Annotated in this window: 25 protein-coding genes; 10 read left to right on the forward strand and 15 right to left on the reverse strand. The window is 73.3% G+C overall.

Annotation, left to right across the window (positions count from 1 at the left end):
- Positions 1–11: 11 nt before the first annotated feature.
- The 5 genes from AC156L_RS21970 to AC156L_RS21990 form a co-directional block, all read right to left on the reverse strand.
- A complete protein-coding gene (locus AC156L_RS21970; protein WP_484407216.1) occupies positions 12–1,196 on the reverse strand; it encodes a glycosyltransferase in 1,185 nt (394 codons plus the stop codon).
- On the reverse strand, positions 1,193–1,570 hold the full coding sequence (locus AC156L_RS21975) for an STAS domain-containing protein (RefSeq protein WP_484407217.1): 378 nt from the start codon (positions 1,568–1,570) through the stop codon (positions 1,193–1,195). Before AC156L_RS21975 ends, AC156L_RS21970 begins: the two co-directional genes overlap by 4 nt.
- 481 nt (positions 1,571–2,051) lie before the next feature.
- Positions 2,052–2,855, reverse strand: a complete 804-nt coding sequence (locus tag AC156L_RS21980) for an SDR family oxidoreductase (RefSeq protein WP_330874846.1) — start codon at positions 2,853–2,855, stop codon at positions 2,052–2,054.
- Positions 2,852–4,513 carry an FAD-binding dehydrogenase gene (locus AC156L_RS21985; RefSeq protein ID WP_330874847.1) on the reverse strand — a complete coding sequence of 554 codons (1,662 nt, stop codon included), beginning with the start codon at positions 4,511–4,513 and terminating at the stop codon, positions 2,852–2,854. The genes AC156L_RS21980 and AC156L_RS21985 overlap by 4 nt, the downstream gene beginning before the upstream one ends.
- Positions 4,510–5,151: a TetR/AcrR family transcriptional regulator gene (locus tag AC156L_RS21990; protein WP_330874848.1), complete on the reverse strand. Its 642-nt coding sequence runs from the start codon at positions 5,149–5,151 to the stop codon at positions 4,510–4,512. Before AC156L_RS21990 ends, AC156L_RS21985 begins: the two co-directional genes overlap by 4 nt.
- Before the next feature lie 86 nt (positions 5,152–5,237).
- Here AC156L_RS21990 and AC156L_RS21995 point away from each other — a divergent pair, with 86 nt between their 5' ends.
- Positions 5,238–5,729 carry a metallophosphoesterase family protein gene (locus AC156L_RS21995; protein ID WP_330874849.1) on the forward strand — a complete coding sequence of 164 codons (492 nt, stop codon included), beginning with the start codon at positions 5,238–5,240 and terminating at the stop codon, positions 5,727–5,729.
- A gap of 287 nt (positions 5,730–6,016) precedes the next feature.
- Entirely contained in the window at positions 6,017–6,199 is a 183-nt protein-coding gene (locus tag AC156L_RS22000; RefSeq protein WP_330874850.1) for a TetR family transcriptional regulator C-terminal domain-containing protein, read from the forward strand.
- On the opposite strand, the gene AC156L_RS22005 is transcribed toward AC156L_RS22000, so the two are convergent.
- The gene (locus AC156L_RS22005) at positions 6,185–7,357 is read right to left on the reverse strand and encodes a PucR family transcriptional regulator (protein WP_330874851.1); all 1,173 of its coding nucleotides are present in this window, start codon (positions 7,355–7,357) and stop codon (positions 6,185–6,187) included. The two genes, AC156L_RS22000 and AC156L_RS22005, sit on opposite strands and share 15 nt — an antisense overlap.
- A gap of 92 nt (positions 7,358–7,449) precedes the next feature.
- Between AC156L_RS22005 and AC156L_RS22010 the strand changes: the two genes are divergently transcribed.
- Positions 7,450–8,532, forward strand: coding sequence for a ferredoxin reductase (locus AC156L_RS22010; RefSeq protein ID WP_330874852.1), 1,083 nt, complete (start codon positions 7,450–7,452; stop codon positions 8,530–8,532).
- A gap of 26 nt (positions 8,533–8,558) precedes the next feature.
- Complete coding sequence (locus AC156L_RS22015) at positions 8,559–9,740, forward strand: fatty acid desaturase family protein (RefSeq protein WP_330874853.1); 1,182 nt, start codon at positions 8,559–8,561, stop codon at positions 9,738–9,740.
- A 16-nt stretch (positions 9,741–9,756) separates the two neighbouring features.
- Here AC156L_RS22015 and AC156L_RS22020 read toward each other — a convergent pair whose 3' ends face one another.
- From AC156L_RS22020 to AC156L_RS22050, 7 genes are all read right to left on the reverse strand, one after another.
- Positions 9,757–11,814 (reverse strand): CotH kinase family protein, encoded by a 2,058-nt coding sequence (locus AC156L_RS22020; RefSeq protein WP_330874854.1) that lies wholly within the window; start codon positions 11,812–11,814, stop codon positions 9,757–9,759.
- A complete protein-coding gene (locus tag AC156L_RS22025) occupies positions 11,805–12,617 on the reverse strand; it encodes a polyphosphate polymerase domain-containing protein (protein WP_330874855.1) in 813 nt (270 codons plus the stop codon). Before AC156L_RS22025 ends, AC156L_RS22020 begins: the two co-directional genes overlap by 10 nt.
- On the reverse strand, positions 12,614–13,216 hold the full coding sequence (locus AC156L_RS22030) for a DUF4956 domain-containing protein (protein ID WP_330874856.1): 603 nt from the start codon (positions 13,214–13,216) through the stop codon (positions 12,614–12,616). Before AC156L_RS22030 ends, AC156L_RS22025 begins: the two co-directional genes overlap by 4 nt.
- A 533-nt stretch (positions 13,217–13,749) precedes the next feature.
- Entirely contained in the window at positions 13,750–14,511 is a 762-nt protein-coding gene (locus AC156L_RS22035) for a dienelactone hydrolase family protein (protein WP_330874857.1), read from the reverse strand.
- A 121-nt stretch (positions 14,512–14,632) separates the two neighbouring features.
- Positions 14,633–15,919: an ArsB/NhaD family transporter gene (locus tag AC156L_RS22040; protein ID WP_330874858.1), complete on the reverse strand. Its 1,287-nt coding sequence runs from the start codon at positions 15,917–15,919 to the stop codon at positions 14,633–14,635.
- Positions 15,920–16,026: 107 nt separating this feature from the next.
- Positions 16,027–16,533: a CBS domain-containing protein gene (locus AC156L_RS22045; protein ID WP_330874859.1), complete on the reverse strand. Its 507-nt coding sequence runs from the start codon at positions 16,531–16,533 to the stop codon at positions 16,027–16,029.
- Between the two features lie 114 nt (positions 16,534–16,647).
- Positions 16,648–16,818, reverse strand: coding sequence for a hypothetical protein (locus AC156L_RS22050; RefSeq protein WP_330874860.1), 171 nt, complete (start codon positions 16,816–16,818; stop codon positions 16,648–16,650).
- Between the two features lie 217 nt (positions 16,819–17,035).
- Here AC156L_RS22050 and AC156L_RS22055 point away from each other — a divergent pair, with 217 nt between their 5' ends.
- The 6 genes from AC156L_RS22055 (at position 17,036) to AC156L_RS22080 (ending at position 23,896) form a co-directional block, all read left to right on the forward strand.
- Complete coding sequence (locus tag AC156L_RS22055; RefSeq protein WP_330874861.1) at positions 17,036–17,995, forward strand: HAMP domain-containing sensor histidine kinase; 960 nt, start codon at positions 17,036–17,038, stop codon at positions 17,993–17,995.
- Positions 17,992–18,642, forward strand: a complete 651-nt coding sequence (locus tag AC156L_RS22060) for a response regulator transcription factor (RefSeq protein ID WP_330874862.1) — start codon at positions 17,992–17,994, stop codon at positions 18,640–18,642. The genes AC156L_RS22055 and AC156L_RS22060 overlap by 4 nt, the downstream gene beginning before the upstream one ends.
- 43 nt (positions 18,643–18,685) lie before the next feature.
- Positions 18,686–19,159 (forward strand): cation:proton antiporter regulatory subunit, encoded by a 474-nt coding sequence (locus tag AC156L_RS22065; RefSeq protein ID WP_330874863.1) that lies wholly within the window; start codon positions 18,686–18,688, stop codon positions 19,157–19,159.
- 4 nt (positions 19,160–19,163) lie between these two features.
- Positions 19,164–20,345: a cation:proton antiporter gene (locus tag AC156L_RS22070; protein WP_330874864.1), complete on the forward strand. Its 1,182-nt coding sequence runs from the start codon at positions 19,164–19,166 to the stop codon at positions 20,343–20,345.
- Between the two features lie 171 nt (positions 20,346–20,516).
- Positions 20,517–21,122 (forward strand): VOC family protein, encoded by a 606-nt coding sequence (locus AC156L_RS22075; protein WP_330874865.1) that lies wholly within the window; start codon positions 20,517–20,519, stop codon positions 21,120–21,122.
- Between the two features lie 62 nt (positions 21,123–21,184).
- Positions 21,185–23,896 (forward strand): ATP-binding protein, encoded by a 2,712-nt coding sequence (locus tag AC156L_RS22080; protein WP_330874866.1) that lies wholly within the window; start codon positions 21,185–21,187, stop codon positions 23,894–23,896.
- On the opposite strand, the gene AC156L_RS22085 is transcribed toward AC156L_RS22080, so the two are convergent.
- Together AC156L_RS22085 and AC156L_RS22090 are read right to left on the reverse strand one after the other, a co-directional pair.
- Positions 23,853–24,518, reverse strand: coding sequence for a rhomboid family intramembrane serine protease (locus AC156L_RS22085; RefSeq protein WP_330874867.1), 666 nt, complete (start codon positions 24,516–24,518; stop codon positions 23,853–23,855). The genes AC156L_RS22080 and AC156L_RS22085 overlap by 44 nt on opposite strands.
- Before the next feature lies 1 nt (position 24,519).
- A complete protein-coding gene (locus AC156L_RS22090; RefSeq protein WP_330874868.1) occupies positions 24,520–25,848 on the reverse strand; it encodes a ferredoxin reductase family protein in 1,329 nt (442 codons plus the stop codon).
- Between the last annotated feature and the right edge of the window lie 92 nt (positions 25,849–25,940).

Raw genomic sequence — 25,940 nt, forward strand, 5'->3', positions numbered from 1 at the left:
CACGCCCGCGGTCACCGCTCGGCGCTGGCTCCGCCGCGGCGGGTGCGCGTCGTCTTCCGGTAGGCGCCGACCACCTCGGTCGCGATGCGGCTCCACCCGTAGCGCGTCCGAGCGCGGTCGGTACCCGTGAGCGCGCAGACGTCCCGCTTGATGGGGTCCTCCAGCAGCCTGCGCACCGCCCTGGCGACCGCCACCGGGTCGCGGGGCGGGACCAGCACACCGGTGAGGTCGTCGATGACGATGTCGGTCAGGGCGCCGACGGCGGAGGCGACGACCGGGACGCCGCACGCCATGGCCTGCATCGCGCCCGCGCCGCACGGGTCGTGCCACGGCACGCACGTGACGACGTCCGCCGAGCGCACGAGCGCGGGCAGGTCGTCGGGAGCCACCAGGCTGGTGAAGCGCACCCGGTCGGCGACGCCGAGCTTGCGCGCGTGGCCCACGAGCCGCGCGACCTCCGGGTCCTCGCGGGGCGTGGCGGACCGGATCGGGCCCGCGATCACCAGTTCGGCCCTGGGCACGGTCGCCAACGCGGTGATCGCGGTGTGGAAGCCGTTGTGCGGCAGCACTTCCCCCAGTGCGAGCACCCGGCGCAGGTCACCGCGCGGCGCGACGGGGCCGTCCGGGCTGAACCGCTCCGCGTCGACACCCCACGGCACCAGCGACATCTTCCTCCTGGGCACGCCGAGGCGCACCAGCCCGAACAGCTCCTCGCTGCTGGTCGCCACGACCCGGTCGGCGGCCAGGGCCACCAGCCGCTCCAGGTCGGTCCGCCCCCGCACGACCAGCCGGTGGAGGCGGTGCTCGACGAACTTGAGGCCGTGGAACGACTGCACCAGCGGGGCGGGCGACTCGCGCACCGCGAGCCCGGACATCCAGGAGTGCAGGTGCACCACGTCGGGCGCGTTCCTCGCCCAGTCGCGGTCGAGGAAGGTCGCGAACTCGTCGAGGTGGTGGAGCAGTTCCACCCTCGACAGCGGGACGGGCGGCCCCGCGGGCACCCGCACCAGGTCGTAGCCGCGCCGGGTGCGCTCGACGTCGGGGAGGTCGGGGGTGTGCCTTCGGACGTGGAGCGTGACCTCGTGGCCCTGCCTGCTCAGCGCCGCCGCGAGGTCCTCGACGTACGCCGCGTGCTCGGCGGGCTCGGCCTCCCACGCCGCCGCCACCATGTCGACCCGCATCCCCGCCGCCGTCACGCGTGCCGGGCTCTGCTGTTCGGGTGCCCGGTGCCGGGCGCGGGGGAGCGGTCCACGACGCGCAGCACCGACAGCGCGTCGCAGGCGGTCAGCGTGCGGAGGACGGAGCGGTGGGACACCACCACCCAGAGCGGTACGCCGCGGCGGAGCGACCGGTGGTGCGCGGCCACGAGGACGCCCACGCCCGCGGCCGAGAGGAACGTGACCCCGCTCAGGTCGACCACGACGGAGCGGGGCGGGACGACCAGCTCGTCGGCTTCGACGACGCGGTCGTCGAGCAGGCCCGCCGTGCTGAAGTCCACCTCGCCCCTCGCGACGACCGCCACGCCCCCGGTGGGGGTTGGCGCGTTCTCCACGCTCAGCAGCATCTCCATGACCGCTTCCCTGTCGTTCCGAGGTGTGTCCTTGGCGACCACGACCGATCGGGCGACGGCTGGCTGCTCGACCGCATTGTGGTTGTCGTACCACCGCCGGTAGGGGAGCTGCACTGACGTGGACAGGGATTTCACTCAGAAGAGTGACAAGGTATTTGCCGCATCAACCAGAAATGAGTGTTATGAGGACCTCGGCGGTGCCACGGGTACCGCCGGCCGGGGCACGGTCGTGCGCATCGGGTGACTCGGAAGACGGTGCGGGGAAAGGGATCGAAGCATCGGTGGCCGATGCTTCGGTGTGGGGCGGTGACGTGCGGGCGGACCTCGGAGCCGGGCCTCCTCGGCACCGTCGTGGCGCGCCGAGTCCGCCACGACGACGTGCGGGGCCCGTTGCGGAGCGGGGCTGCTCGGCGTGGCTGCCGCCGGCCACCGGGAGGGGGCGGCACCCCTTCCCGGTGGCCGACGGCTCAGCCTCGCGCGCTCACCGCTTGAGCCCGTGCGCGCGGGCGGTCAGCCGGTGCGCGAACGACCGGGGCGTGAGGCGGCGGACGGCGAAGACCAGCGGGGCGCGGCTGCCCACCGCGTACAGCGGTCGCGGCGACGCGGCCCGCACCGCGCGGACGATGGTCTCGGCGACCTTCTCCGGCGGGATGCCGGACTCCTCGTTCGCGTCCAAAGTGGACAGCATCGTGCGGTAGTCGTCCCCGTAGGGCGAGTCGTCCGCGATGTACTTCGTGCGCCTGCCGCTGATGCCCGTGTTGATCGAGCCGGGTTCCACGGTCGTGATGCCGACGCCGAACGGCGACACCTCCAGCCGCGCCGCGTCGGCGAACCCCTTGATCGCCGCCTTGGTCGCCACGTAGGAAGACCGGTAGGCGAGCGGGAAGCTCGCCAGCATGGACCCGACCATGACGATCCGGCCGCGGCGGCGGGCGCGCATCCCCGGCAGGACGAGCTGGGTCAGGCGCACCGGCGCGAGCACGTTGAGCCGGAACACCTCCTCGATCGCCGAGGTGGGCAGTTCCTCCAGCGGTCCGACCTGGCTCTCGCCCGCGTTGTTGACGAGCACGTCCACGTCGGCCAGCACCGGCGCGAACTCCTCGACGGCCCGCGCGTCCATCAGGTCGAGCGCGCGGTACTCCACGCCCTCGACCCGCTCGGCGGGCGCGATGGCGTCGGGGTTGCGGCTGGTGCCGATCACCCGGTAGCCGAGCGCGACGAGGGCGGCGGCGGTCGCGCGGCCGATGCCGGACGAGGCGCCGGTGACCAGCGCGGTACCCGTCACGACAGCGTCCTGGCGAGCGCGCGGCCCGCGGCGCGGCCGGAGAAGATGCAGCCGCCGAGGAACGTGCCCTCCAGCGCGTTGTACCCGTGCACGCCGCCGCCGCCGAACCCGGCGACCTCGCCCGCCGCGTACAGGCCGGGGAACGGCTCGCCGTCGGGCCGCACCACCTGCGAGTCGAGGTTGGTCTGGATGCCGCCGAGGGTCTTGCGGGTGAGGACGTTCAGCCGCACGGCGATCAGCGGGCCGTGCGCCGGGTCGAGGAAGCGGTGGGGCTTGACGGCGCGCGCGAGCTTGTCGCCGATGTAGCGGCGGGCGTTGCCGATCGCCATCAGCTGGAGGTCCTTGGAGTACGGGTTCGCGACCTCGCCGTCACGGGCCTCGATCTGGCGCCGCAGCTCGGCCTCGTCGACCTGCGGGCCGCGCGACAGCTTGTTCATGCCCTGCACCAGTTCCGGCAGCGTCCGCGCGACCACGAAGTCCACGCCGTGCTGCTTGAACGCGTCCACCGGGCCCGGAGCGCCCTTGCTCACCCGGTTCCCGATGGTCTTCTTGAGGTCCTTGTCGGTGAAGTCGGGGTTCTGCTCCGACCCCGACAGCATGAACTCCTTCTCCAGGATCGTCTGGGTCAGCACGAACCAGGAGTAGTCGTGGCCGGTGGCCAGGATCGCCTTCATCGTCGTGTTGGTGTCGAAGCCGGGGAAGTTCGGCGCGGGCAGCCGCTGCCCGGTCGCGTCGAACCACATCGACGACGGGCCGGGGATGATCCGGATGGCGTGGTCGGGCCAGATGGGGTCCCAGTTGTGGATCCCCTCGGTGTAGTGCCACATCCGGTCGGCGTTGACGACGTTCGCGCCCGCGCCCTGCGAGATGGCGATCATCCGGCCGTCGACGTGCGCCGGGACGCCGGAGATCATCGTCGTCGGGCACGCGCCGAGCCGCTCGGTCGGCCAGTTGCGGCGGATCAGCTCGTGGTTGTGGCCGATGCCGCCCGACGTGACCACGACGGCCTTCGCCCGCAGCTCGAACTCGCCCGCCTTCTCCCGCGAGGACGCCTTGCCGCGCTCCTCGTCGCTGGGCACGAGGACCGTGCCGCGCACGCCCACCGCCGCGCCGTCCTCCACGACCAGGTCGTCGACCTGGTGCCGGAACGCGAACCGGACGAGGCCGCGCTCCTCGCCCGCCAGCACGGGTTCGGCGAACACGCGGACGACCTCGGGCCCGGTGCCCCACGTGAGGTGGAAGCGGGGGACCGAGTTGCCGTGGCCCGACGCGCTGCCGCCGCGCTCGGCCCACCCGACCAGCGGCGTGATCCGCAGGCCGAGGTCGTGCAGGTACTTGCGCTTCTCGGTGGCCGCGAACCGCACGTAGGCCTCGGCCCACTGCCGCGCCCAGTGGTCCTCGTCGTCGCGGTCGAAGCCCGCCGACGCCGTCCAGTCCCGCATCGCCAGCTCGTAGGAGTCCTTGATCCCCAGCCTGCGCTGCTCGGGGCTGTTCACGAACATCAGCCCGCCCAGCGACCAGAACGCCTGCGCGCCCAGGTTCGCCCGGTTCTCCTGCTCGACCACCAGCACGCGGCGGCCGCTCTTGACCAGCTCGTGGGTCGCGACGAGGCCGGCCAGGCCCGCGCCGACGACGATGACGTCGGGTTCGAAAGTCATGACCGTCCCTTGGTCTCGGTGCTGTAAGCCGTGATGACGTGCGTCGCCAGATCGGCGCGGCGCTGCCGCACGGCGGGGTTGTCCGGTTCCATCAGGCACTGCACGGCAGTGCCGTCGTGCACGGCTATCAGGGCCTGGCCGAGCGCGGCCCGGTCCGGGACCTCGCGGCCGATCCGCGCGAGGAGGTCCTCCACGAACGGCGCGGCGGCCTCCACGATCGCGTCCTCGCGGGCGGTCATGACCCGGCGCAGACCGGGGTTGCGCAGGGCGTGCGCGGTGAACTCGGCGCTGACGCGGAACCAGACGTCGTCCACCGGGATCGCGGGCAGCAGGTGCTCCACGACCGACCGCACGTCGCTGACGTCCGCGCTCCCGGCGTTCTCGAACGCCGTCCGCATCGCCTCCACCAGGTCGTGCGACCGCTGCTCCCACATGGCCAGGAACAGCTCGTCCAGCGACGCGAAGTTCGAGTAGAACGCCCCGCGCGTGAACCCCGCCCTGCCGCACACCTGCTCGACCGTCGACCGGCCGAAGCCCTCCTCGGCGAACACCTCGGCGGCGGCGTCCAGCAGCCGCCTCCTGGTCTCGGTGCGCCGCCTGGACGGGCGCGAACCCGTCTCGGCAGCCGACTTCGTCACGGGCGCACCTCCGGTGTCGGGGGGAAGGTAGCAGATACACCGGCGTATCGGATGCAGAAATGTATCGAACGGGCGACACTGGTCGGATGAGAGTGGTCGTCCTGTCCGACACGCACGCGCCCCGCTACTGGAAGTCGTGCCCGCCCGCGGTCGCCGAGCACCTGCGCGGCGCCGACCTCGTGCTGCACGCGGGTGACGTCTGCGTCGCACCGGTGCTGGCGGAACTGGCGGAGTACGCCCCGGTGCGCGCGGTGCTCGGCAACAACGACGGGCCGGACGTGGCCGACTGGGGAGCGCCCGAGACGCAGGAGCTGGAGGTCGAGGGCCTGCGGGTGGCGATGGTCCACGACAGCGGCCAGGCCACCGGCAGGACCGCGCGGATGCGCCGGAGGTTCCCCGACGCGGACGTGGTCGTGTTCGGGCACTCGCACATCCCGATGGACGTGACCGGTGACGGCGTGCGGATCTTCAACCCCGGCTCGCCGACCGACCGGCGGCGGCAGCCGCACGGCACCGTCGGCCTCTGGCGGGTCGAGGACGGCGAACTGGTGGAGGCCCGGATCGTGCCCGTCACGTGACCCGGCGGAGGACGTCGCCGACCGGCCGGTGGTCGGTCTCGGTCGCGGCGTGTCGGTGAGGACGCGGTACGGCTCGTCCCACGGGTCCTCGGGCCCGAAGCCCCGCCGCGGGTCCTCCACGCGGCCGAGCCGGTGCCACCACGGCCCCACGACTGGCTCCCCGACCCTCGTCGCGTGGCCGCGCTCGCGTTCGGCCTGGTCACGGGCCCGGTGCGGGCCGGGTACCAGCCCGTTGGCGGTCCACCGCCGCCGCGACCCGCCGTGGCACGGGCGCGGTCGCCGCGCGGGTGGACGGCGAGGTCCGCCCCGACGTGGCCGCGAACACCGCGCTGGACCTCGTCTTCGCGCCCCCGCGCCACCGGCTGCCCGTGCCGCGGGCACCGGTCGACGCCCGGTGCGTCGACGCGGCCGTCGACCTCCGCCTGGCGGGACCGGTTCCGCGACCGCCGGACGCGTCACCCCGTCGGTGACGCCCCCAGCGCGATGGTCAGCTCCAGCACGGTCGTCGGGTCCTCCAGCCGGTCGCCGTACAGCTCGCGCAGCTGGCTCATGCGGTAGCGCACGGTCTGCGGGTGCACGAACAGGTCGGCCGCGATCTCGTCGCGCCGCCCGTGGTGCAGCAGCCACGACCGCAGCGTCTCGACGAGCTTGGCCCTCGGTCCGGGGCGCAGTCCGCCGAGCGGGGCGAGGACCTGGGCGCGCAGGTCCTCAAGCGCCTCGACGTCGGAGCGCAGCACGAGGTCGGCCAGCCGCTGCTCGGTGTCCAGCGGCGCGTCGTCCGGCGTCGTCAGTCCCAGCCGCACGGCCCGCCGGGCGCGCAGGTAGGACGACCTGACCAGCGTCCACGGCCGCGCCGGGCCGACCACGGCGTCCACACCCCGCAGGGCGCCGGTGAGCGACGGGCGGGAGCGGCCCTCGGCGTCGGGGACGAGGAGCACGGTCATCCGCCCCTCCGGCTCGTCCTCGACCGCCTCCAATGTGCGCGGGTGGAGCCGCACGAGCGCGCCGCGGGCCCTCGCCTCCGGGACGACCACGGCGGTCAGCGAGCGCGGCGGTTCCCACGTCGCGCGCTCCGCCGCCGCCACGAGGTCGTCCGGCTTCCCGCCGGTCAGCAGGCCCTGCGCCAGCCGTTCCAGGTAGTGCTGCCGGACCCGGCCCGTCGTGGCCAGCTCGTCGGCGTGCCCGGCCACGCTGAGCGCGGACAGCTGGTCGATGTAGGCGAACAGCAGCTCGGCGAACCGGGCCATCTCACCCGCCGACAGGTCGCCGGGCGCGGCGATGGCGCTCAGCTCTCGCCACGCGATCCGCGCGCCCACCCGGTACGCGGCCAGCAGCGCGTCCATCGACCGCCCGCTGCGGGCCTCACCCCGACCGAGCGCGTAGGCGCCGTCGAGCGCCGGGCCCAGGGGGGTGCCCGCGTCCGTGCCGCCGGTGCCCGCCGTCAGCTCCAGGAAACCCGCCAGCGCCAGCTCCACGGCCCGCTCGATCGTCCTGCCCGTCCCGCCGGTGAACACCTCGGCGTAGGCGGGCACCTCCTGGACGACGGCGGCCACCGTGTGCTCGGCGACCGACGCCAGACCCGCCCGCATCGCCGCCGCCACCGACTTGGGCAGGCGAAACTCACCCAAGTTCGACGAATTGTTCGCGGAAGACAAAGAAGTGGTCTCGATTCACGTCAGGGGCACAGGAATTTACCTCCTGATGTTGACACGCTGGAGGCATGGCGACAACACGGACACCGGCTCGGAGCTCGTTGCGCTCCCGCGCGCGCCGGTTCGTCGAGCTGGCCACCACGCCGCTGGTGCCCAGCGACTTCTGGGAGGTCCTCGACCCGCTCCGGGGCGGGGCGAACCCGCGCGGGCGGATCGTGGCCGTGCGGCCCGAGACGCGGGACGCCGCCACCCTGGTCATCCGGCCGGGACGCGGCTGGGCCGGTCACACCGCGGGCCAGTACGTGCGGCTCGGCGTCGACGTGGACGGCGTCCGGCAGTGGCGCTCGTACTCGCTGACCTCGCCGCCGCGCCCCGACGGCACCATCACCGTCACGGTGAAGGCCGTGCCGGACGGCGTCGTGTCGAGCTTCCTGGTCCGCCGGGCCGCGGTCGGCACCCTCGTGCACCTCGACCAGGCGCAGGGCGACTTCACCCTGCCGCTGGTCCGGCCCGCGAAGGCGCTGTTCGTCACCGCGGGCAGCGGGATCACCCCGGTGGTGGGGATGCTCCGCGACGGCGCGGGCGGGCTCGACGACGTCGTGCTGGTCCACTCCGCGCCCCGCCGGGAGGACGTCATCTTCGGCGCCGAGCTGCGCGGCCTCGCCGAGCGCGGCGGCCTGCGCCTGGTCGAGCGCCACACCGCCACCGAGGGGCGGATCACCCCCGAGCAGCTCGCCGAGCTGGTGCCGGACATGACGTCGAGGCAGACGTGGGCGTGCGGCCCGAACGACCTGCTCGACGCCCTGCGGGAGACCTACGACGCCGCCGGGCGCGGCGACCGGCTGCGCACCGAGCGGTTCCGCCCCGCCGTGGTCGCCGTGGGCGAGGGCGGCACGGTCACGTTCGCCGACTCCGCGGTGACCGCCGACGCCGACGGCGCCACCTCGCTGCTCGACACCGGCGAGGCCAACGGCGTGCTCATGCCGTCCGGCTGCCGCATGGGCATCTGCTTCGGCTGCGTCATCCCGCTGCGCGAGGGCTCCGTGCGGGACCTGCGCAACGGCGCGGTGACCACCGCCGTCGCGGGCGACGACATCCCGGTGCAGACGTGCGTCTCCGCCGCCGCGGGTCCCTGCCGACTCGGCATCTGACCCCACCCGACTTCTTCGAGGACACCATGACGACGATCCAGAAGCAGGACCACAACCCGATCGCGCACCTGACGGCCGAGGACATCGCGAACCTCGGTCGCGAGCTGGACGCGTTGCGGGAGAAGGTGATCGCGAGCCGCGGCGCGAGCGACGCCGCCTACATCCGCAGGGTCATCAAGACGCAGCGGGTGCTGGAGATGGGCGGCAGGGCCGTGCTGCTCGCCTCCCGCTACAAGCCGGCGTGGTTCGTCGGCACCGCCGCGCTGTCGGTCGCCAAGATCCTGGAGAACATGGAGATCGGCCACAACGTCATGCACGGCCAGTGGGACTGGATGCGCGACCCGAAGATCCACTCCACGACCTGGGAGTGGGACCACGCCTCGCCCGCCGAGCAGTGGAAGCACTCGCACAACGAGCTGCACCACACCTACACCAACGTCCTGGGCAAGGACAACGACCTCGGCTACGGCATCATGCGCGTCGACGAGGGCCAGCGCTGGCACCCCGCGCACCTCGGCCAGCCGCTGTGGAACCTGATCAACGCCATCTTCTTCCAGTACGGCATCGCCGCCTACGACCTGGAACTGGGCAAGAACCTCGCCACCAGGAAGCGCCGCCAGAACCCCGCGTTCAAGGCGCGCCTGTCCGCGACGCTGCGCAAGGTCCGCCGCCAGGCCACGAAGGACTACGTGGTCCACCCGCTGCTGTCCGGCCCGTCGGCACCCACGACGCTGGCCGCGAACCTGACCGCGAACCTCATCCGCAACCTGTGGACGCACTCGGTGATCATGTGCGGCCACTTCCCCGAGGGCGTCGAGACCTTCGAGCGCACGTCCATCGAGGGCGAGACGCGCGGCGAGTGGTACCTGAGGCAGATGCTGGGGTCGGCCAACATCAGCGGCGGTCCGCTGATGCACCTCATGACCGGGAACCTGTCGTTCCAGGTGGAGCACCACCTGTTCCCCGACCTGCCCAGCAACCGGTACCAGGAGATCGCGCCGCACGTGCGGGACCTGTTCGAGCGGTACGGGCTGACCTACACGACCGGGTCGCTGCCCAAGCAGGTGGTGTCGGCGTGGCGGAAGGTGATCCGGTTGGCGTTGCCGAACGACTTCCTGGCCAAGGCGCCCGCGTCGGCGCCGCCCGCGCGCCCGGCCGCCCGTCGTGAGGTGGCCGAGCCCGCGCGGGTGGCGGTCGCCGGGTCCTGACCGGGGGTCTCCGCGGTCAGCTCCCCGTGCAGGTCGGTGTCGGGGTGGCGGGTGTGCCCGCGGTCGACCCGAGGAACCCGAACGTGGTGGCGGCGCCCGCCGCGACCGACCCGTTGTGGGCGGCGTTGCGGGCGGTGGCCGTCGTGCCCTGGGTCGTGACGGTCGCGTTCCAGGACTGGGTGATGGCCTCGCCGCTCGCGAGCGGCCAGGACACGGACCAGGAGCCGATGGCCGACGAGCCCGCCGTGACCTTGACCTCGCCCTGGAAACCGCCCTGCCACCTGCTGGTCACCGTGTAGGTCGCGGTGCACCGCGACCCGCTCGGCGGCGGGGTGGTGGTGGTCGTGGTCGGGGGAGTGGTCGTCCCGCCGCCCCAGCCGGAGGTCGAGTCCAGCCACGCCGTGCGCCGCGTCATCCAGTCCTTCAGGTACTGGACCTGGCCCTGCCAGGTGGACGCGGTCGGCGTGATGAACGGGCCGATGTACTGCGTCGAGAGGTTCGGCCAGCGCTGGAAGTTGCGCTGCGCGGCGTTGGTCAGCGGCCGGGCCAGCGCGTCGGCCCTGCCCAGCAGGGCGGAGTCGGCGAGCAGGCCGCGGCGCAGCGTCTGCCAGCGGGTCTTGAGCTGGTTGACGAACGCGGGGTCGCGCAGGAGCTGGGCGTACCAGTCGTTGGCCGTCGGCTGGCGGGTCTGCTGGTGCTGCCAGCCCGACGTCTGCTCGTTCTGGAAGTACCCGCCCACGCCGAACGTGAGGTCGAAGTCCCACAGCGGACCGGCGAAGATCTTCGAGTCCCGGTCCTTGTAGAAGTGGGCGCTGCGCACGTAGGCGTCCATCCCGCGCCCCAGCTCGTTGATGATCATGTGGTCCACGAACGACCCGACGTCGATGTACTTCTGGTAGCCCGTCACGGGATCGGCGTGGTTCGGGGCGCGCAGGACGTCGTGGAACTCCTGGACGTGTCCGCGCAACCAGTCCCGCTGCGCGGAGTTCAGCGGTGACGGGTCGGCCACCTCCAGGTAGTTCCAGCAGGTGTTCGACGGGCCGGTGCACGGCAGGGTGGGCTCCTCCGCCGCCATCCACTCGAACTTCCAGATGTACCCGCCGCTGATCTTCGGCAGGGTGGTGTCGGCCTCGTCCAGCTTCTTCAGGTCGAGGCGGTTCTCGGTGTTCTTGATCGTCTCGACGATCATGTAGACGCCCATGTAGTCGCTCGCCGCCACCGGGCTCGCGTCGGTGTTGAGGTAGAACTCGGCGAACGAGTACCGCGGCGCCTGGAGTCCCATCTCGCGGCCGAGGTCGTAGAGCAGCGCCTCCCGGATCAGCGCCTTGTCGGTGAACGGTCCGCGCAGCACCCAGTCGGAGTCGGCGGGCATCCCCAGCACCGGGTGGTCGGCGTCGTCGTCGGTGTTGTCGCGGAACTCCAGCCGGTACGGCGTCTTCTCGAACGTGGCCGACGACTGGCCCCGCAGCTTGAACCCGGCCCGGGTCGCCACCGCGGGCGTCGCGGCGAGCGACGTCGTCCCCCCGGCGGGTGGCTGGAAGATCATGGTGGTGGCGTCGACGTACTCCCGGCCCGGTTTGCCCGCGCCGTAGGAGTCGATCAGGACCACCGGCAGGTCGTGGGCGGTGGAGGTGGCGCGGGCGGTGTACATCGCCGTCCCCGGCGCGCCGGACGCGGTCTGGTCGACGAACGCCTGCGCCCGAAGCTGCGTCGTGCGGGTGAACTGGAGCGGCGCGTCCTGGTAGAGCGGGGACGACGCGGTGGGTGGCGTCCCGTCGGTGGTGTAGCGGATCCGGGCCCCGGCGACCGCGGTGCTCAGCGACACCGACACCTGGCCCTGGAACGTGCCGCTGGGCACGGAGAAGACGATGTCGCCCACCAGGTCGGCCGCGGAGGCCGCCGCGGTGGCGGCGTCGGCCGCCGTGGTGCCGGCGGGCGCGGCGTGGGACACCGGCGCGGTGCCCGCGACCAGCGTGAGCGGGACGAGGAGTCCGGCGAGGAGCACGGCGACCACCGCGACCCCGGTGGTGCGGCGGGTCGACGCGGCGCCGTCGCCGCGAGAGGTCAGACGCACGATGGCTCCTGTTCGGGTCGGTGGGAGGCGGCCGCCGTGGCCGCCCGTGCGACGGTGTCGCGGAAGTGGCGGCGCAGCGTCCGCCGCCACGGCACGTCCGGCAGGGTCAGGCGCAGGGCCGCCAGACCGGTGGCGTACTTGGAGATGCGCGTCGGCCGCACGCCCGCCTGCCACAGCATCCGGTCGACCGGTGTGGCCGCCGAGGTGCTCTTGGTCTCGACCACGGCCAGACCGGGCAGGCGCAGCACGGAGTCCGCGTCCCGCCAGGTGAGCCCGGTGTCGACGGTGACCCGGCTCGCGGTGTCCGGCAGCAGCAGGGTGGTGCGGTCGTACGCGGTGACCAGGACCTCGTCGAAGCGCTCGCCCGCGGTGCCGAACGACTCGCGGGCGAGCGCCTCGTCGACGAAGTCGCGGCCGGGGCGCACGGTGCGGCGGTCGCTCGGGTGGTGGGGCAGGCGGTGCTTGGTGACGCTGTCGCGCGCACCGCTGATCTTGACCTCCAGCCAGCACTGGTCGGAGTCGAGGTAGGTGCGGGTGCGCACCTTGAACCGCCTGCGCCTGCGGTGCGCCGCGCCGTGGTAGCTGGCGAGCCCCGGCGTGTCGAAGTACACCGACTCGTAGCGGAAGGTCCGCACACCGCCGATGTCCAGCACGCGGGCGCACGGCACGAGCTGGTCCAGCAGGCGCGGCAGCGCGGAGGTCGGGACGAGGTACTTGCGGTCGACCCTCGTCTGGAGGGCCGCGCGCTCGACCAGTTCGGCCAGGCCGACGGGGGCCAGGCGCGACACCGGGTCCGCGCTCATCGACGGGCTCCGGCGTGCGCGGGCGTGCCGGGTTCGACGGCCGCGCGGCGGTCGGTCAGCGCGTACCGGACGTCGACCACGGTCGTCTCGTTGGCCAGGTCGATCCGCTGGACGGTCACCACGTGCACCCTGGCGTCGAGCAGCCGTTCCAGGTGCGCGAGGAGCGCGGTGTGGTCCGTGACGGCCGAGTCGAGCACCAGCACCTGGTGCCGGTACTGCCGGAACAGCCGCCGGTGGTCGCCGAGGTACATCACGGTGATGATGAGCGCCATCAGCCCGCCGCTGAGCCACACCGAGGTGGTGCTCAGCGCGCCGAGGATCCCGAGCGCCAGCGCGGAGAAGTAGTACGCGACCTCGTGCTGGTCGAGTTCCGTCGAGCGCAGGCGGATGATCGACAGCACGCCGAACAGCGCGAGTCCCAACCCGAGTCCGGCGCCGACGTTGCTGGAGCTGAGCGCGCTCGCCACCGCGAGGACGCCGACGTTGACCCCCAGGTAGGCGACGACCAGGTCGCGCCGCCGGTGCCGGGGGAAGTAGAGCCCGAAGACGAGCAGCACCACCGCGCAGATGTCGATGGCGAACAGGATGATCCGTTGCATTCGTGCGTTCCTCCTGAGCCGCTACAGGGTCGGCCGAGCGCCGTCACTCCCCGGCAGGAGGTCCGAAATGCGGTTCCCGAAACTTTCGGCATATCAGGTAAACTTTCGGGAACCCAGGGAAAACAATAGGGGCTGTCGCGGTGTCGCGTCAATGAATTCCACGGCGTGGTCGCGTATCACTTGGCGGGGAGTTTCCTGCCTGGAGGCGAATTCCTGTGGCCTTCGTCGTGGAGAGGGGGCGGAGGCGTGGGATGGTCTTTTCCAGGACAAATTATCGAAACTTTCGGCCAGTCGGCGATCAGTGGCCTGACGCTGGGTCACGACTCGTCCTGCGGAACCCGGTTCAGGTGCTCCCGGGACGCCCGCCAGGTCACCGGCCCCTCCCCGCCGGGCTTCACCGCGCCTCCGGCACGGCGGGCCGCGCCGTCGGCCCGGTCGCCCGTGCCGGATCCCCGAAGGGCTGCTTCTCCGTGGTCGCCGTGCCGGGGGCGCTACGACCCGACGTGGCGCCAGGAGCTCGCGGACACCGTGCCTCAGCGCGGGTCCCGGCCGCCCAGCGACTGCTCCAGGAGGGGGAGCAGTCGGTCCCAGTGGCGGCGCAGCGCGGCGGCGTCGAACGCGTCGGTGTCGGACATCGTGAAGCCGTGGACCGCGTCGGGGTAGACCTCGCACGCGTGCTGGACCCCCGCGGCGTCCAGGGCCCTCTCCAGCACGCCGAGCGCCTCGGGCGACAGGTCGTTCTCGGCCAGGCCGAGGTGGACGCGGGCGGTGAGGTCGCCGACGCGCAGGTGCGGGCTGTCCGGCTCGTCGGTCACCAGCGCGCCGGGGTGGAACCCGGCCAGGGCGGCCACCCGGTCCGGGTGGGCCGTCGCGGTGCGCATCGCGAGGACGGCCCCCATGCAGTAGCCGACCGCGGCGACCGGTCCGGCGGCGACCTCGGGCCTGCTGGAGAGGAAGGACAGGTAGGCGTCGGCGTCGCGCAGGGCGTGCTCGGTGGTGTGCGCCCGCATCAGCGGCACCAGCCGGGCGAACAGCTCGGGCCTGACCTCGGCGGTGATGTGCTCGGGGAGGTCCACCACGGGCGTCGGGCCGTGCCGGTAGTACACGTTCGGGACGAGCACGTAGTACCCGTGCCCGGCCAGTTCGCGGGCCAGGTCCAGCAGCACGGGCCGCACGCCGAACGCGTCCATGTGCAGCAGCACCCCCGGGTGCCGCTCGCCGTCGTCGGGGAACGCGGCGAACGCGTCGGCCCGGCCGTCCTCGGTGGGGATCAGCAGCGTCGTCTCGGTGGGCATGGCAGGTCCTCCCTGGCGTTCCCCCGCACCCGCGCACGACCTCCACCGGGTCGGGTCCGCCGAGGACGGGGGCTGGAGCCACCAGCGTATTCGATCTTCCGCGGCACCACCGGGCGCCGGGTCACGAGAAGTACCGCAGCCAGACGTACACCCACGCCATCGCCGTGCTCAGCGCCGTGACGACGATGCCGTACCTGGTGAACTGCCAGAAGCTGATCGGGTGACCGGTGCGGGCGGCGATGCCCACCGCCACGACGTTCGCGCTCGCCGCCACGGCCGTGCCGTTCCCGCCGAAGTCGGCCCCCAGCGCGAAGGACCACCACAGCGCCTCGCCCGTGGCCGCGTCCGGGACGCCCGCGACCATCCCCTCGACCACGGGTGCCATCGTCGCCACGTAGGGGATGTTGTCGAAGAACGCGCCGAGGACGCTCGACCCGAACAGCAGGGCCGTGGCGGCGAGGAAGTGGTCGTCGCCGAAGGCCCCGGCGGTCCAGCCGCCGATGGTGCCGATGACGCCGGTGTGCACGAGCCCGGCCACCATCACGAACAGACCCATGAAGAAGACGAGCGTCGGCCACTCGACCTCGGCCAGCACGTCCGCCACGTCCACGCGGGTGACGAGCAGCATGACGCCCGCGCCGACGAGGGCGACGACCGCGGGGTCGACGTGGACCACGGCGTGCAGGCCGAAACCGAGTACGACGCCCGCGAACACCACCAGGCAGCGGCGCAGCATGACCGGGTCGGTGATGGCGCGCCGCTCCTGCAACGCCATCACCGAGGCCACGTGCTCCTCGTTGTGCTGGAAGGACTTCCGGAACAGGAACTTGGTCAGCAGCACGAACGCCACGAAGACGACCACGACCACCGGTGTCATGTGGACGAGGAAGTCGACGAAGGTCAACCCGGCCCGGCTGCCGATGATGATGTTCGGGGGATCGCCGATCAGCGTGGCCGCGCCGCCGATGTTGGACGCCAGCACCTCGGCGATCAGGTACGGCTGGGCGGGGATGCGCAGCCGGTCGCACACCACGACCGTCACCGGGGCCACCAGCATGATCGTGGTGACGTTGTCCAGGAACGGCGACGCGACGGCGGTGATGCCCATCAGCATCACCATGAGCCGGTACGGCCGCCCCCTGGCCCTCTTGGCCGCCCAGATGGCGAGGAAGTCGAACACGCCGGTCTGCTTGACGATCCCGACGATCACCATCATCCCGAACAGCAGGAAGATGACGTTCCAGTCGATCCCCTCGTGCTCGGAGAAGAACACCTCGGAGCCGGGGACGAGGCCGAGCACGGCCATCAGCCCCGCGGCGACGAGGACGACCTTGACCTTGTCCGCCTTCTCGGTGGCGATGAAGAAGAACGCGACCAGGAAGATCGCGAGCGCGAGCAGGGCGGTCACGGCGGGCCGGGGGTGGCGGCGGAGCGCACGGGCGGGACCTCCGAACGAGGGGTGTCACCGCCCGCGGCACGGCAGCGGGCGGCGACGTCGACAGGTGGTCGGGAGGGTCAGTCGTCGGAGTTGAACACCGCGAGGCTGGTGATCAGCCGGTCGAGGGTGATGGCGCCGACGAGCACGCCGGAGTCGTCGACGACGGCGACGAGCGGGCTGTGCTGGCGGGCCATGAGCGCGGCGACCTCCAGCAGCGTGGCGTCGGCGCGGACGGTGACCGGTTTGGTCAGCCTCCGGGACGCGCAGTCGCCGACGGTGCGGTCGGCCAGCTCCTGCCAGAACACGTCGGCGTGGTCCTCGTCGACCGTCCTCACGAGAGCCGGGTCCTCCTGGTAGGCGCCGGGCACGGCCAGGCGCAGCACCTGCGTGCCCGGCAGCACGGCCCACGGCCGGGACAGCTCGTCCACGACGACCAGGCCGGGGAGCCTGCTCACGGCCATCACGCGCACGGCCTTCGCCACCGGGTCGTCGACCGTGACGGTCGGGACGTTCACGGCGATGTCGCGTGCCTGCATCTCATCAGCCCGTTCGGTGCGCCTGGCCAGTCGTCCCGGTGAGGTCATGGTGTCGGGTCCTCCGTTCCGAGCCGGCGTTGCGTGGTCACCACGAGCCTCGCCCGTCGGGGGCCGTCCGGACCATCGGTGGCGACACCAAGGAGGGGTGGGAGCACCATGCAGTCAGCGGCTGCCGCCGAGGCCGGTGGAACCCGCCAGGATCAGGCCTGCGGCGATGAGCAGCGCGTGCGGGACGACGACGCCCGCGATCAGCAGCGCCACCGCGACCGCGACGAGGGTCCACGTCGTCCTGGGCTTGCGTCGGATCGGCTGCGGGTGATCGTGTCGGACCACGTGGCTCCTCCTGGTCTCGGGGGTGTGGTTCCACGATGTCCCTCGGGAGGGGGTCCGGACCATCGGGCGGCACGCCCATTCCCGGCGGGTGCCGCCGTCCACCCGCCGCGTGGCGGGAGGGGCGGATCGCGACGAACATGGGTGTTGCCACGGATGGACACGGCGCGGATTTCGGGCGACCCTCGCAGGCGTGGCGGGAAGTGATCACCAGGAGGCAATGCGCGTGTCCTTGTTCGGCAGGATCTTCCTGCTCAACGCCGTGGCGCTGGTCGCCGCCGCCGCGCTGCTGGTCCTGGGCCCGCTCACGGTGTCCACGCCCGCCCTGTTCACCGAGATCCTGATCCTCACCGCCGGGCTGGCGGTCCTGCTGGTGGCGAACGCCGCCCTGATCAGGCTCGGGCTGGCACCGCTGGAGCGGCTGACGAGGGCGATGACGACGATCGACCTCCTCAAGCCCGGCCCGCGGCTCAACGCGACCGGCCACGGCGAGATCGCCGACCTGATCACGACCTTCAACGGGATGCTCGACCGGCTGGAGACCGAGCGCGGGTTCAGCTCGGCCCGCGCGCTGTCCGCGCAGGAGGCCGAGCGGCGTCGCGTCGCCCAGGAGCTGCACGACGAGGTGGGCCAGTCGCTGACGGCCGTGCTCCTGGAGCTGAAGCGGGTCGCCGACCACGCGCCCGCCCCGGTGCGCGACGAGCTGCCGCAGGTGCAGGAGACGGTGCGCAGCACGCTGGACGAGGTGCGGCGGATCGCGCGCCGCCTGCGACCCGGCGTCCTGGAGGAGTTGGGCCTGGTCAGCGCGTTGAAGGCGCTCGTGTCGGAGATCTCCGAGCACGCCGACGTCGTGGTGCGGCGCACCTTCGACCGGCACCTCCCGGACCTGGACAAGGAGACCGAGCTGGTCGTGTACCGCGTCGCGCAGGAGGGGCTGACCAACACCGTGCGGCACTCCGGCGCCCACCAGGTCGAGCTGCTGCTGCGGTCGACGTCGGCCGGGGTCGAGCTGTGCGTCCGCGACGACGGGCGGGGGATGGGCGACTCGGCGGAGGGCTCGGGGATCCGGGGGATGCGCGAACGGGCGCTCCTGGTCGGAGCCGATCTGACCGTCGGGCCCGCGCCGCGGCGGGGCACCGAGGTCAGGCTCGTCGTGCGGCCCGCGGGGGAGAGCCGGTGACACCCGTGCGCATCCTGCTCGCGGACGACCACGCGCTGGTCCGGCGCGGGGTCCGGCTGATCCTCGACAACGAGCCGGACCTGACCGTGGTCGCCGAGGCGGGCGACGGCGCCGAGGCGATCTCGATGGCCCGCGCCGAGCGGCCCGACCTGGCCATCCTCGACATCGCCATGCCCCGCCTGACCGGCCTGCAAGCCGCGCGCGAGCTGTCGCGCCTGCAACCGGACCTGCGCATCCTCATCCTCACGATGTACGACAACGAGCAGTACTTCTTCGAGGCGCTCAAGGCGGGCGCCTCCGGGTACGTGCTCAAGTCGGTCGCCGACCGCGACCTGGTGGAGGCCTGCCGCGCCGCGATCCGGGGCGAGCCGTTCCTGTACCCCGGCGCGGTGGCCTCGCTGATCCGCAACTACCTGGACCGCGTGCGCGACGGCGAGAGCATCCCCGCCAAGGCGATCACCGACCGCGAGGAGGAGATCCTCAAGCTCGTGGCCGAGGGCAACTCCTCGAAGGAGATCGCCGACCTGCTGTTCATCAGCGTGAAGACGGTCGAGCGGCACCGCGCCAACCTGTTGCAGAAGCTCGGGCTGAAGGACCGGCTCGAACTCACCCGGTACGCCATCCGCGCCGGACTCATCGAACCGTAGACCCCGCGTGCAAGTCCCTGTGCGAAAAGAGGAACGACCAACCGTGAACGTCGAAGTGACGCCGCTGCCCGGCATCGGGGTCCGTGAGGACTTCGTCATCCGCGCGGGCCGCCGCGTCGGAGTGATCTCCTACCGGGACGGCAAGTTCGAGCTGATGGTGTCCAAACAGGACGACCCGGACGCGGCGGGCGTGTCCATACCGCTCACCCCGGAGGAGGCGGGCACCCTCGCCGGTCTGCTCGGCTCCCCGCAGCTGGTCGCCCGGCTGAGCGAGCAGCACCGCGACATCAGCGGGATCAGCACCCGCCAGCTGCCGGTCACCGCGTTCGCGCACCGCACGCTGGGCGACACGGCCCTGCGCACCCGCACGAGCGCGTCGGTCGTCGCCGTGATCCGCGTGGGTGTCGCGCACCCGTCGCCGGGGCCGGAGTTCCTGTTCGAGAACGGCGACCTCGCCGTCGTGGTCGGCACGGTGGAGGGCCTCGACGCCGCCGCCGACATCCTGACAGGCGGCTGAGCGCGTGCCGGAGACCACAATCGCGCTGATCCAACTGGGTGCGGTCTTCTTCGGGCTCGGCCTGCTCGGCAGGGTCGCCTGGAAGTTCGGGATCTCGCCCATCCCGCTCTACCTCGTCGGGGGCCTCGCCTTCGGCTCCGGCGGGCTGGTCCCGCTGCACGGCATCGAGGAGTTCGCGCACCTCGCCAGCGAGATCGGCGTGGTGCTGCTGCTGTTGCTGCTCGGGCTGGAGTACTCGGCGTCCGAGCTCACGACCGGCCTGCGCAAGTCGTGGATGGCGGGCGTGCTGGACATCGTCCTCAACGCCGCGCCGGGCGCCGTCGCGGCGCTCCTGCTCGGCTGGGGGCCGGTCGGCGCCCTGGCGATGGCGGGCGTCACCTACATCTCGTCCTCGGGCATCATCGCCAAGGTCCTGGGGGACCTCGGCCGCCTCGGCAACCGGGAGACACCGGTCATCCTCTCGGTGCTCGTGTTCGAGGACCTCGCGATGGCGGTGTACCTGCCGGTGCTGACGGCGGTGCTCGCGGGCGCGAGCTTCCTCGGCGGCCTGACGTCGGTGGGCATCTCGCTGCTCGCGGTCACCATCGTGCTGGTGGTGGCCCTGCGGTACGGCCGGTTCATCTCGGCCATCGTGGACAGTCCCGACCACGAGGTGTTCCTGCTCAAGCTGCTCGGCTCGGCGCTGCTGGTCGCGGGCATCGCCTCGCAGCTCCAGGTGTCCGCGGCCGTCGGGGCGTTCCTGCTGGGCATCGCGATCTCCGGTTCGACGGCGGAGAACGCGACCCGGATGCTGGAGCCGCTGCGCGACCTGTTCGCCGCGATGTTCTTCGTCGTGTTCGGCCTGAACACCGACCCGAAGACCATCCCGCCCGTGCTGGGCGTCGCCGCCGCGCTCGCGGTCGTCACCACGGTCACGAAGATCGCGACCGGCTGGTGGGCGGCGAAGCGCCAGGGCATCGCCGCGATGGGCCGCGCCCGGACCGGTGCCGCGCTGGTCGCGCGCGGCGAGTTCTCCATCGTGATCGCCGGGCTCGCCGTCGCGTCCGGGCACGTGAGCGGTGAACTCGCGGCGCTGGCCACCGCGTACGTGCTGCTGATGGCGATCATCGGTCCGATCGTCGCGAAGTACGTGGAGCCGCTCAGCGAGTTCCTGCTGCGGAAGCGGACGGCGACCGCCACGCCGTGACGGTCGGCCCGCGCCGCCGCCGCAGCGGGGCCCGGACCCCCCTGGGCACCCCCCCGGACACCGGCACCGGGGGGTGCCCAGGGGGGTCACCCCGGGGCGAACCGCCCTGCTCCGGTCGCATGCTGTGGTCACCGGGAACCGAACGGGACCCGGTGGGCGGAGGAGCTGATGATGGTGGACTACAAGGTCGAGATCGTTGTCCTGCCGGTGTCGGACGTGGACAGGTCGAAGGAGTTCTACAGCAGGCTCGGCTTCCGCGAGGACGTCGACCTCACCGGTGCCGACGGCCTCCGGGTCGTGCACTTCACCCCGCCCGGCTCGTCGGCGTCGATCATCGTCGGCGACGGCGTCACCGACGCGGCGCCCGGCTCGGTGCGCGGTGTGCACCTGGTCGTGGACGACATCGTCGCGGCGCGGGCCGACCTCGCCGCCAAGGGCGTGAAGACCAGCGAGGTCTTCCACGACCGCGGCGGCGTGTTCCACCACGCGGGTGAGCTGGCCCGCGTCGAGGGGCCGCACCCGACGCGGCAGTCCTACGGCTCGTTCCTGTCCTTCGAGGACCCGGACGGCAACGAGTTCGTGCTCCAGGAGGTCACCGAGAGGCGGCCCGGCCGGATCAGCCACGTCGTCCACGGCTCGGTGGCCGAGCTGGAGCAGGCCCTGCGCGACGCCGCGGCGGCGCACGGCGAGCACGAGGCGGAGCTCGGGCACGAGGACGAGGACTGGCCCGCGTGGTACGCCGCGCACATGGCCGAGGCGGCCGGGCTCCTGCCCTGAGGCGGCGGTTCTCCCGCCCGGCGGAGATCCAGCTCCGGTGTAGCCTCCGCTGGGAGGAAAAGGTGCGGAGCGACAGCGGGAACCCGGTGCTGCGCGGCAGGCGGCGCGAGCGCGAGGCGCTCGACGGCCTGCTGCGCGACGTCCGGTCCGGCCGGAGCCGGGTGCTGGTGCTGCGCGGCGAGGCCGGCGCGGGCAAGACCGCGCTGCTGGACCACCTGGCCGAGCACGTGCGGACCGGGCGGGTGGTCAGGGCGGCTGGCGTCGAGCCGGAGACCGAGATCGCCTACTCCGCGCTCCAGCAGCTGTGCGCACCGCTGCTGGGGCACCTGGACCGGCTGCCCGAACCGCAGCGGGCCGCGCTCTCCACCGGGTTCGGCCTGAGCCCCGGCAACCCGCCGGAGGCCCTCCTCGTCGGCCTCGCGGTGCTGGGCCTGCTCGCCGAGGCCGCATCGGAGCAGCCCCTGGTCTGCGTCGTGGACGACGTGCAGTGGCTGGACCGGATGTCCGAGGTGATCCTCACCTTCGTCGCCCGCAGGCTGGACGCCGAGTCGGTCGCGCTGGTCTGCGCCGCCCGCAGCCCCGGTGACGAGGCGATCCTCGCCGGGCTTCCGGAACTGCGCGTCGACGGGCTGCCCGCGGCGGACGCGCGGGTGCTGCTCGACTCGGTGCTGCCCGGACCGGTCGACGACCGCGTGCGCGACCGCATCGTCGCCGAGACGCGGGGCAACCCGCTCGCCCTGCTCGAACTGCCGCACGGCCTCACGGCCGCGGAGCTGGCGTTCGGGTTCGGCTCGCCCGGCGCGACGCCCGTGGTCGGTCGGGTGGAGCAGGAGTTCGGGCGGCGCGTCACCGCCCTGCCCGAGGACACCCGCCTGCTGCTGCTCACCGCCGCCGTCGAGCCGACCGGCGACGTGACGCTGCTGTGGCGCGCGCTCGACCGGCTGGGTGTCGGACCGGAGGCGGCCGAGGCCGCGGAGACCGCCGGACTGGTCGAGTTCGGCGCCGCGGTCCGCTTCCGCCACCCGCTCGCGCGCTCGGCGAGCCGCCGCGCGGCCGGGCCCGCGGACCTGCGCCGCGCGCACCGCGCGCTGGCTGACGTGACCGACCCCGACCAGGACCCCGACCGCCGCGCCTGGCACCGGGCGCACGCCGCGCTCGGCCCGGACGAGGAGGTCGCCGCCGAACTGGAGTCGTCGGCCGACCGGGCGTTCGCCCGCGGTGGCCGCGCCGCGGCGGCGTCGTTCCTGGAGCGCGCGGCCGAACTCACGCTCGACCCGAAGACCCGCGCCGCGCGTGCGCTGGCCGCCGCGCGGGCCCGGTTCGACACCGGAGCCCTCGACCAGGCGACCGGCCTGCTCGCCGCCGCCGAACTCGGTCCGCTCGACCCGCTGGGGCGCGCCGGGGCGGAACGGCTGCGCGCCCAGATCGCGTTCGCGCTCAACCGGGGCGCGGCGGCCGGTCCGCCGCTGCTCGCGGCCGCGCGCCAGCTCGAAGAGCTGGACCTGGCCGCGGCGCGGGAGACCTACCTCTCGGCGCTCGGCGCCGCCGTGCACGCGGGTCGGCTCGGCGGCGACCCGCGCGAGGCCGCCCGCGCCGCCCGCGGCGTGCCCGAGGGCGAGGAACCCGCGGGCGCGCTGCTGACCGGCCTCACGGCGTGGACCCTGGACGGGTACGCGCCCGCCGTCCCGCTCCTGCGCCGCGCGCTGGCCGGGGACGACGACCCGCACCTGCTGTGGCTGGCCGCGCCCGCCGCGGTCGAGGTGTGGGACGACGCCGCCTGGCACCGCCTGACCGAGCGGGCCGTCGCCGTCGCCCGCCGCACGGGCGCGCTGTCGCTGCTGCCCCCGGCACTGGCCTTCCGCGCCGGGGCCCTGGTGTTCGCGGGTGGGTTCACCGCCGCGTCGGACCTGGTGGACGAGGCCACCGCGCTCGGCCAGGCCACGGGACTGCCCCTCGACCCGTTCGCCCCGCTCGTCCTGGCCGCCCACCGGGGCCGGGAACTGCCCGCGATGGCGGTGATCGACACGACGGTGGGGGACGCCGAGGCGCTCGGCGAGGGGTGGCAGCTCGGCGTGGCCGGGTACGCCAGGGCGGTGCTGGCCACCGGCCTCGGCCACTACCCGGCCGCCGTGCGGGCCGCCCGCACGGCCGTCGAGCACGCGGACCTGGCCGTCGCCGGGTGGGCGTGGGGCGAACTGGTCGAGGCCGCCGCGCGCACCGGTGAGACCGCGCTGGCCGCCGAGGCGCGCGACCGGCTCGCGGAGCGGACCCGTGCCGCGGGCACCGACTGGGCGCTGGGCGCCCAGGCCGTGGCCGACGCGCTCGCGGGTCCTGCCGACCGGGCCGAGGACCACTACCGCGAGGCGGTCGAGCGGCTGGACGGCGAACGGCTCGGCCTGCCGCTGGCGCGGGCCCGGCTGCTCTACGGCGAGTGGCTGCGCCGGGAGAACCGGCGCGCGGACGCGCGGGCCCAGCTCCGCGCCGCGCACGAGGCGTTCGCCGCGATGGGCGCGGAGGGCTTCGCCGAGCGGGCGAGCCGGGAACTGGCCGCCACCGGGGAGACGGTGCGCAAGCGGACCGTCGACGAGAGCGACGAGTTCACCCCGCAGGAGGCGCAGATCGCCCGCCTGGCCGCGGCGGGCCGGACCAACCCCGAGATCGGCGCCGCGCTGTTCCTCAGCCCGCGCACCGTCGAGTGGCACCTGGGCAAGGTGTTCTCGAAGCTCGGCATCACCTCGCGGCGGGAGCTGGCCGCCGCGCTGCGAGACCGGTGAGCACCGCCCCGGCGACCATTCCTGACACCAGCGACACGCCGTGCAGGTCGGACGCCACCGCCAGCACCGCGGCGGCGGCGACCGCGCCGAGGAGCGCGATGCGGTGCGCGACCGCGAGCACGGCGGCGGCGACCACGACGGCGACGGCCGTACCGGGAACGCCCGCGAAGCCCCACCCCGTCAGCGCGGCGACGTAGCCCACCACGACCCACTCGGCCCAGCGGTTCCCGCCCGCGCGGTCGTGCGGCAGCCACGCCACCAGCCCGCCCGCGAGCCCGCAGACGGCGATGGACGCCCCGCCCCCGTGCTCGTGCCAGGCGTACGCGGCGACCTGCCCGCCGACCGTCCCCACGATGAACAGCACCACCCACCGCCACCGGCCGAGCAGCGGTTCGGCGACCGCCCCGACGACCGCGAGCGTGACCAGGTTCATCACGACCTGGTACCAGCCCAGGGTTTGCACCAGCAGCGGCGTCACCACCCGCCACCACTGGCCGGTGTCCAGCGGGCCGCGCTCCAGCACCGGCACGACGGAGGGCACGGCGTACTGCACGACCGCCGCCACCGCGGCGACACCGACCGCCACCGCGGTCAGCACGGGCCCGCGCCGAGGCGTCCCCACGTCAGGCGAGGCTGAACTTCTCGGCGTGGACCTGCCGGTTGGGCACCTTCAGCGCGCGCAGACCGGCCAGCACCGCCGACGTCATGGCGGGCGGGCCGCAGACGTACACGTCGCGCTGGGTGATGTCCGGGACGAGGTGGCGCAGGGCGTCCGGTTCGAAGGGTCGCGCTCCCCGGCCGGTGAGCAGGTGCAGCCTGCCGCGGCGCGCGGCGATGAGCTGCCGCAGCTCGGTGAGCAGCACGGCGTCGCGCTCGTCGCGGACCCGGTAGAGCACGACGAAGTCGCCCGGCGTGTGCTCCTCCAGCAGCGCCCGGACGGGCGTGACGCCCACGCCGCCCGCGATCAGCACGACCCCCGGCCGCGAGCGGTGCAGCGACGTGAAGGCCCCGTACGGGCCCTCCAGGAACGCGCGGGTGCCGACGGGCAGGGTCCGCAGCCCGGCGCTGGCGGTGCCGACCGCCTTGGCGGTCAGCCGCAGCGAGCGGCCGTTGGGCGCGGCGGACAGCGAGAACGGGTTGGCCTGCCACCAGTGGTGGTGGCCGGGGAAGCGCCAGACGAAGAACTGGCCCGCCAGCGCGGGCAGGCGCTCCAGGTGACGGCCGGTGACGTACACCGACACCACGTCGTGAGACTCCGGCACGACCGCCGCGACCCGGAACTGGTGGCGGGCGTTGCGCAGCAGCGGCACGACGACCCGGCCCGCGACCAGCGAGCCGAAGGCGAACAGCCACAGCGCCCACCAGTAGGCGAACGCGACCGCCGAGGACTTGAAGGTCGTGGTCTCGATCAGCTGGTGCGCGAAGGCGAGGCCGAGGGCCAGGTACAGCAGCAGGTGCAGGCCGTGCCACGTCTCGTACCGCAGCCGCCGCCGGACGCCCCTGGTGGAGACGACGCCGATGACCACGACGACGGTGGCGGCCAGCATCCCCATCAGCGAGGCGGGCACACCGGCCAGCGCGAGGAAGGTCGTGCCCATCGGGGCGTCGTCCAGCACCGCGTACCCGAGCACGACGAGGGTGGCGTGCACGAGGATCGTCCACAGCAGACCGAAGCCGACCCACCGGTGCCACGACGTCAGCCGGTCCATGCCGATCCTGCGGTCCAGCCAGGGCAGCCTGGCGACCAGCAGCAGTTGGCAGATCAGGACCAGGGCGGCGTGCAGGCCGAAGAACTTGGCGACCGTGAGGACGTCGTTCTTGCCCGTGCCCCCGGTGAGGAACAGGACCTCGACGATCGCGGCGTTGACCACGACGAACGTCCACAGCGCCCAGCGCGCCCGCACGACCGGCGCGGCACCGCTCCGCTGACCTCGTGCGCTCGTGGCCACCATCGCCGCTCCCCTCCTCCTCGCCCGCGACGCCGTGCGGGCCGCGACAGTATGTCGTGGCGGGCGGGTTCCGGACGAGGGACCGCCGCCCGCCG

It is taken from the genome of Umezawaea sp. (genome assembly GCF_057122925.1).

Coding starts and splice junctions, on each gene's coding strand:
- AC156L_RS21975 (WP_484407217.1), bottom strand. CDS start 1,570: ATGGAGATGCTGCTGAGCGTGGAGAACGCGCCAACCCCCACCGGGGGC.
- AC156L_RS21985 (WP_330874847.1), bottom strand. CDS start 4,513: ATGACTTTCGAACCCGACGTCATCGTCGTCGGCGCGGGCCTGGCCGGC.
- AC156L_RS21995 (WP_330874849.1), top strand. CDS start 5,238: ATGAGAGTGGTCGTCCTGTCCGACACGCACGCGCCCCGCTACTGGAAG.
- AC156L_RS22010 (WP_330874852.1), top strand. CDS start 7,450: ATGGCGACAACACGGACACCGGCTCGGAGCTCGTTGCGCTCCCGCGCG.
- AC156L_RS22015 (WP_330874853.1), top strand. CDS start 8,559: ATGACGACGATCCAGAAGCAGGACCACAACCCGATCGCGCACCTGACG.
- AC156L_RS22025 (WP_330874855.1), bottom strand. CDS start 12,617: ATGAGCGCGGACCCGGTGTCGCGCCTGGCCCCCGTCGGCCTGGCCGAA.
- AC156L_RS22030 (WP_330874856.1), bottom strand. CDS start 13,216: ATGCAACGGATCATCCTGTTCGCCATCGACATCTGCGCGGTGGTGCTG.
- AC156L_RS22035 (WP_330874857.1), bottom strand. CDS start 14,511: ATGCCCACCGAGACGACGCTGCTGATCCCCACCGAGGACGGCCGGGCC.
- AC156L_RS22045 (WP_330874859.1), bottom strand. CDS start 16,533: ATGACCTCACCGGGACGACTGGCCAGGCGCACCGAACGGGCTGATGAG.
- AC156L_RS22055 (WP_330874861.1), top strand. CDS start 17,036: ATGCGCGTGTCCTTGTTCGGCAGGATCTTCCTGCTCAACGCCGTGGCG.
- AC156L_RS22075 (WP_330874865.1), top strand. CDS start 20,517: ATGGTGGACTACAAGGTCGAGATCGTTGTCCTGCCGGTGTCGGACGTG.
- AC156L_RS22090 (WP_330874868.1), bottom strand. CDS start 25,848: ATGGTGGCCACGAGCGCACGAGGTCAGCGGAGCGGTGCCGCGCCGGTC.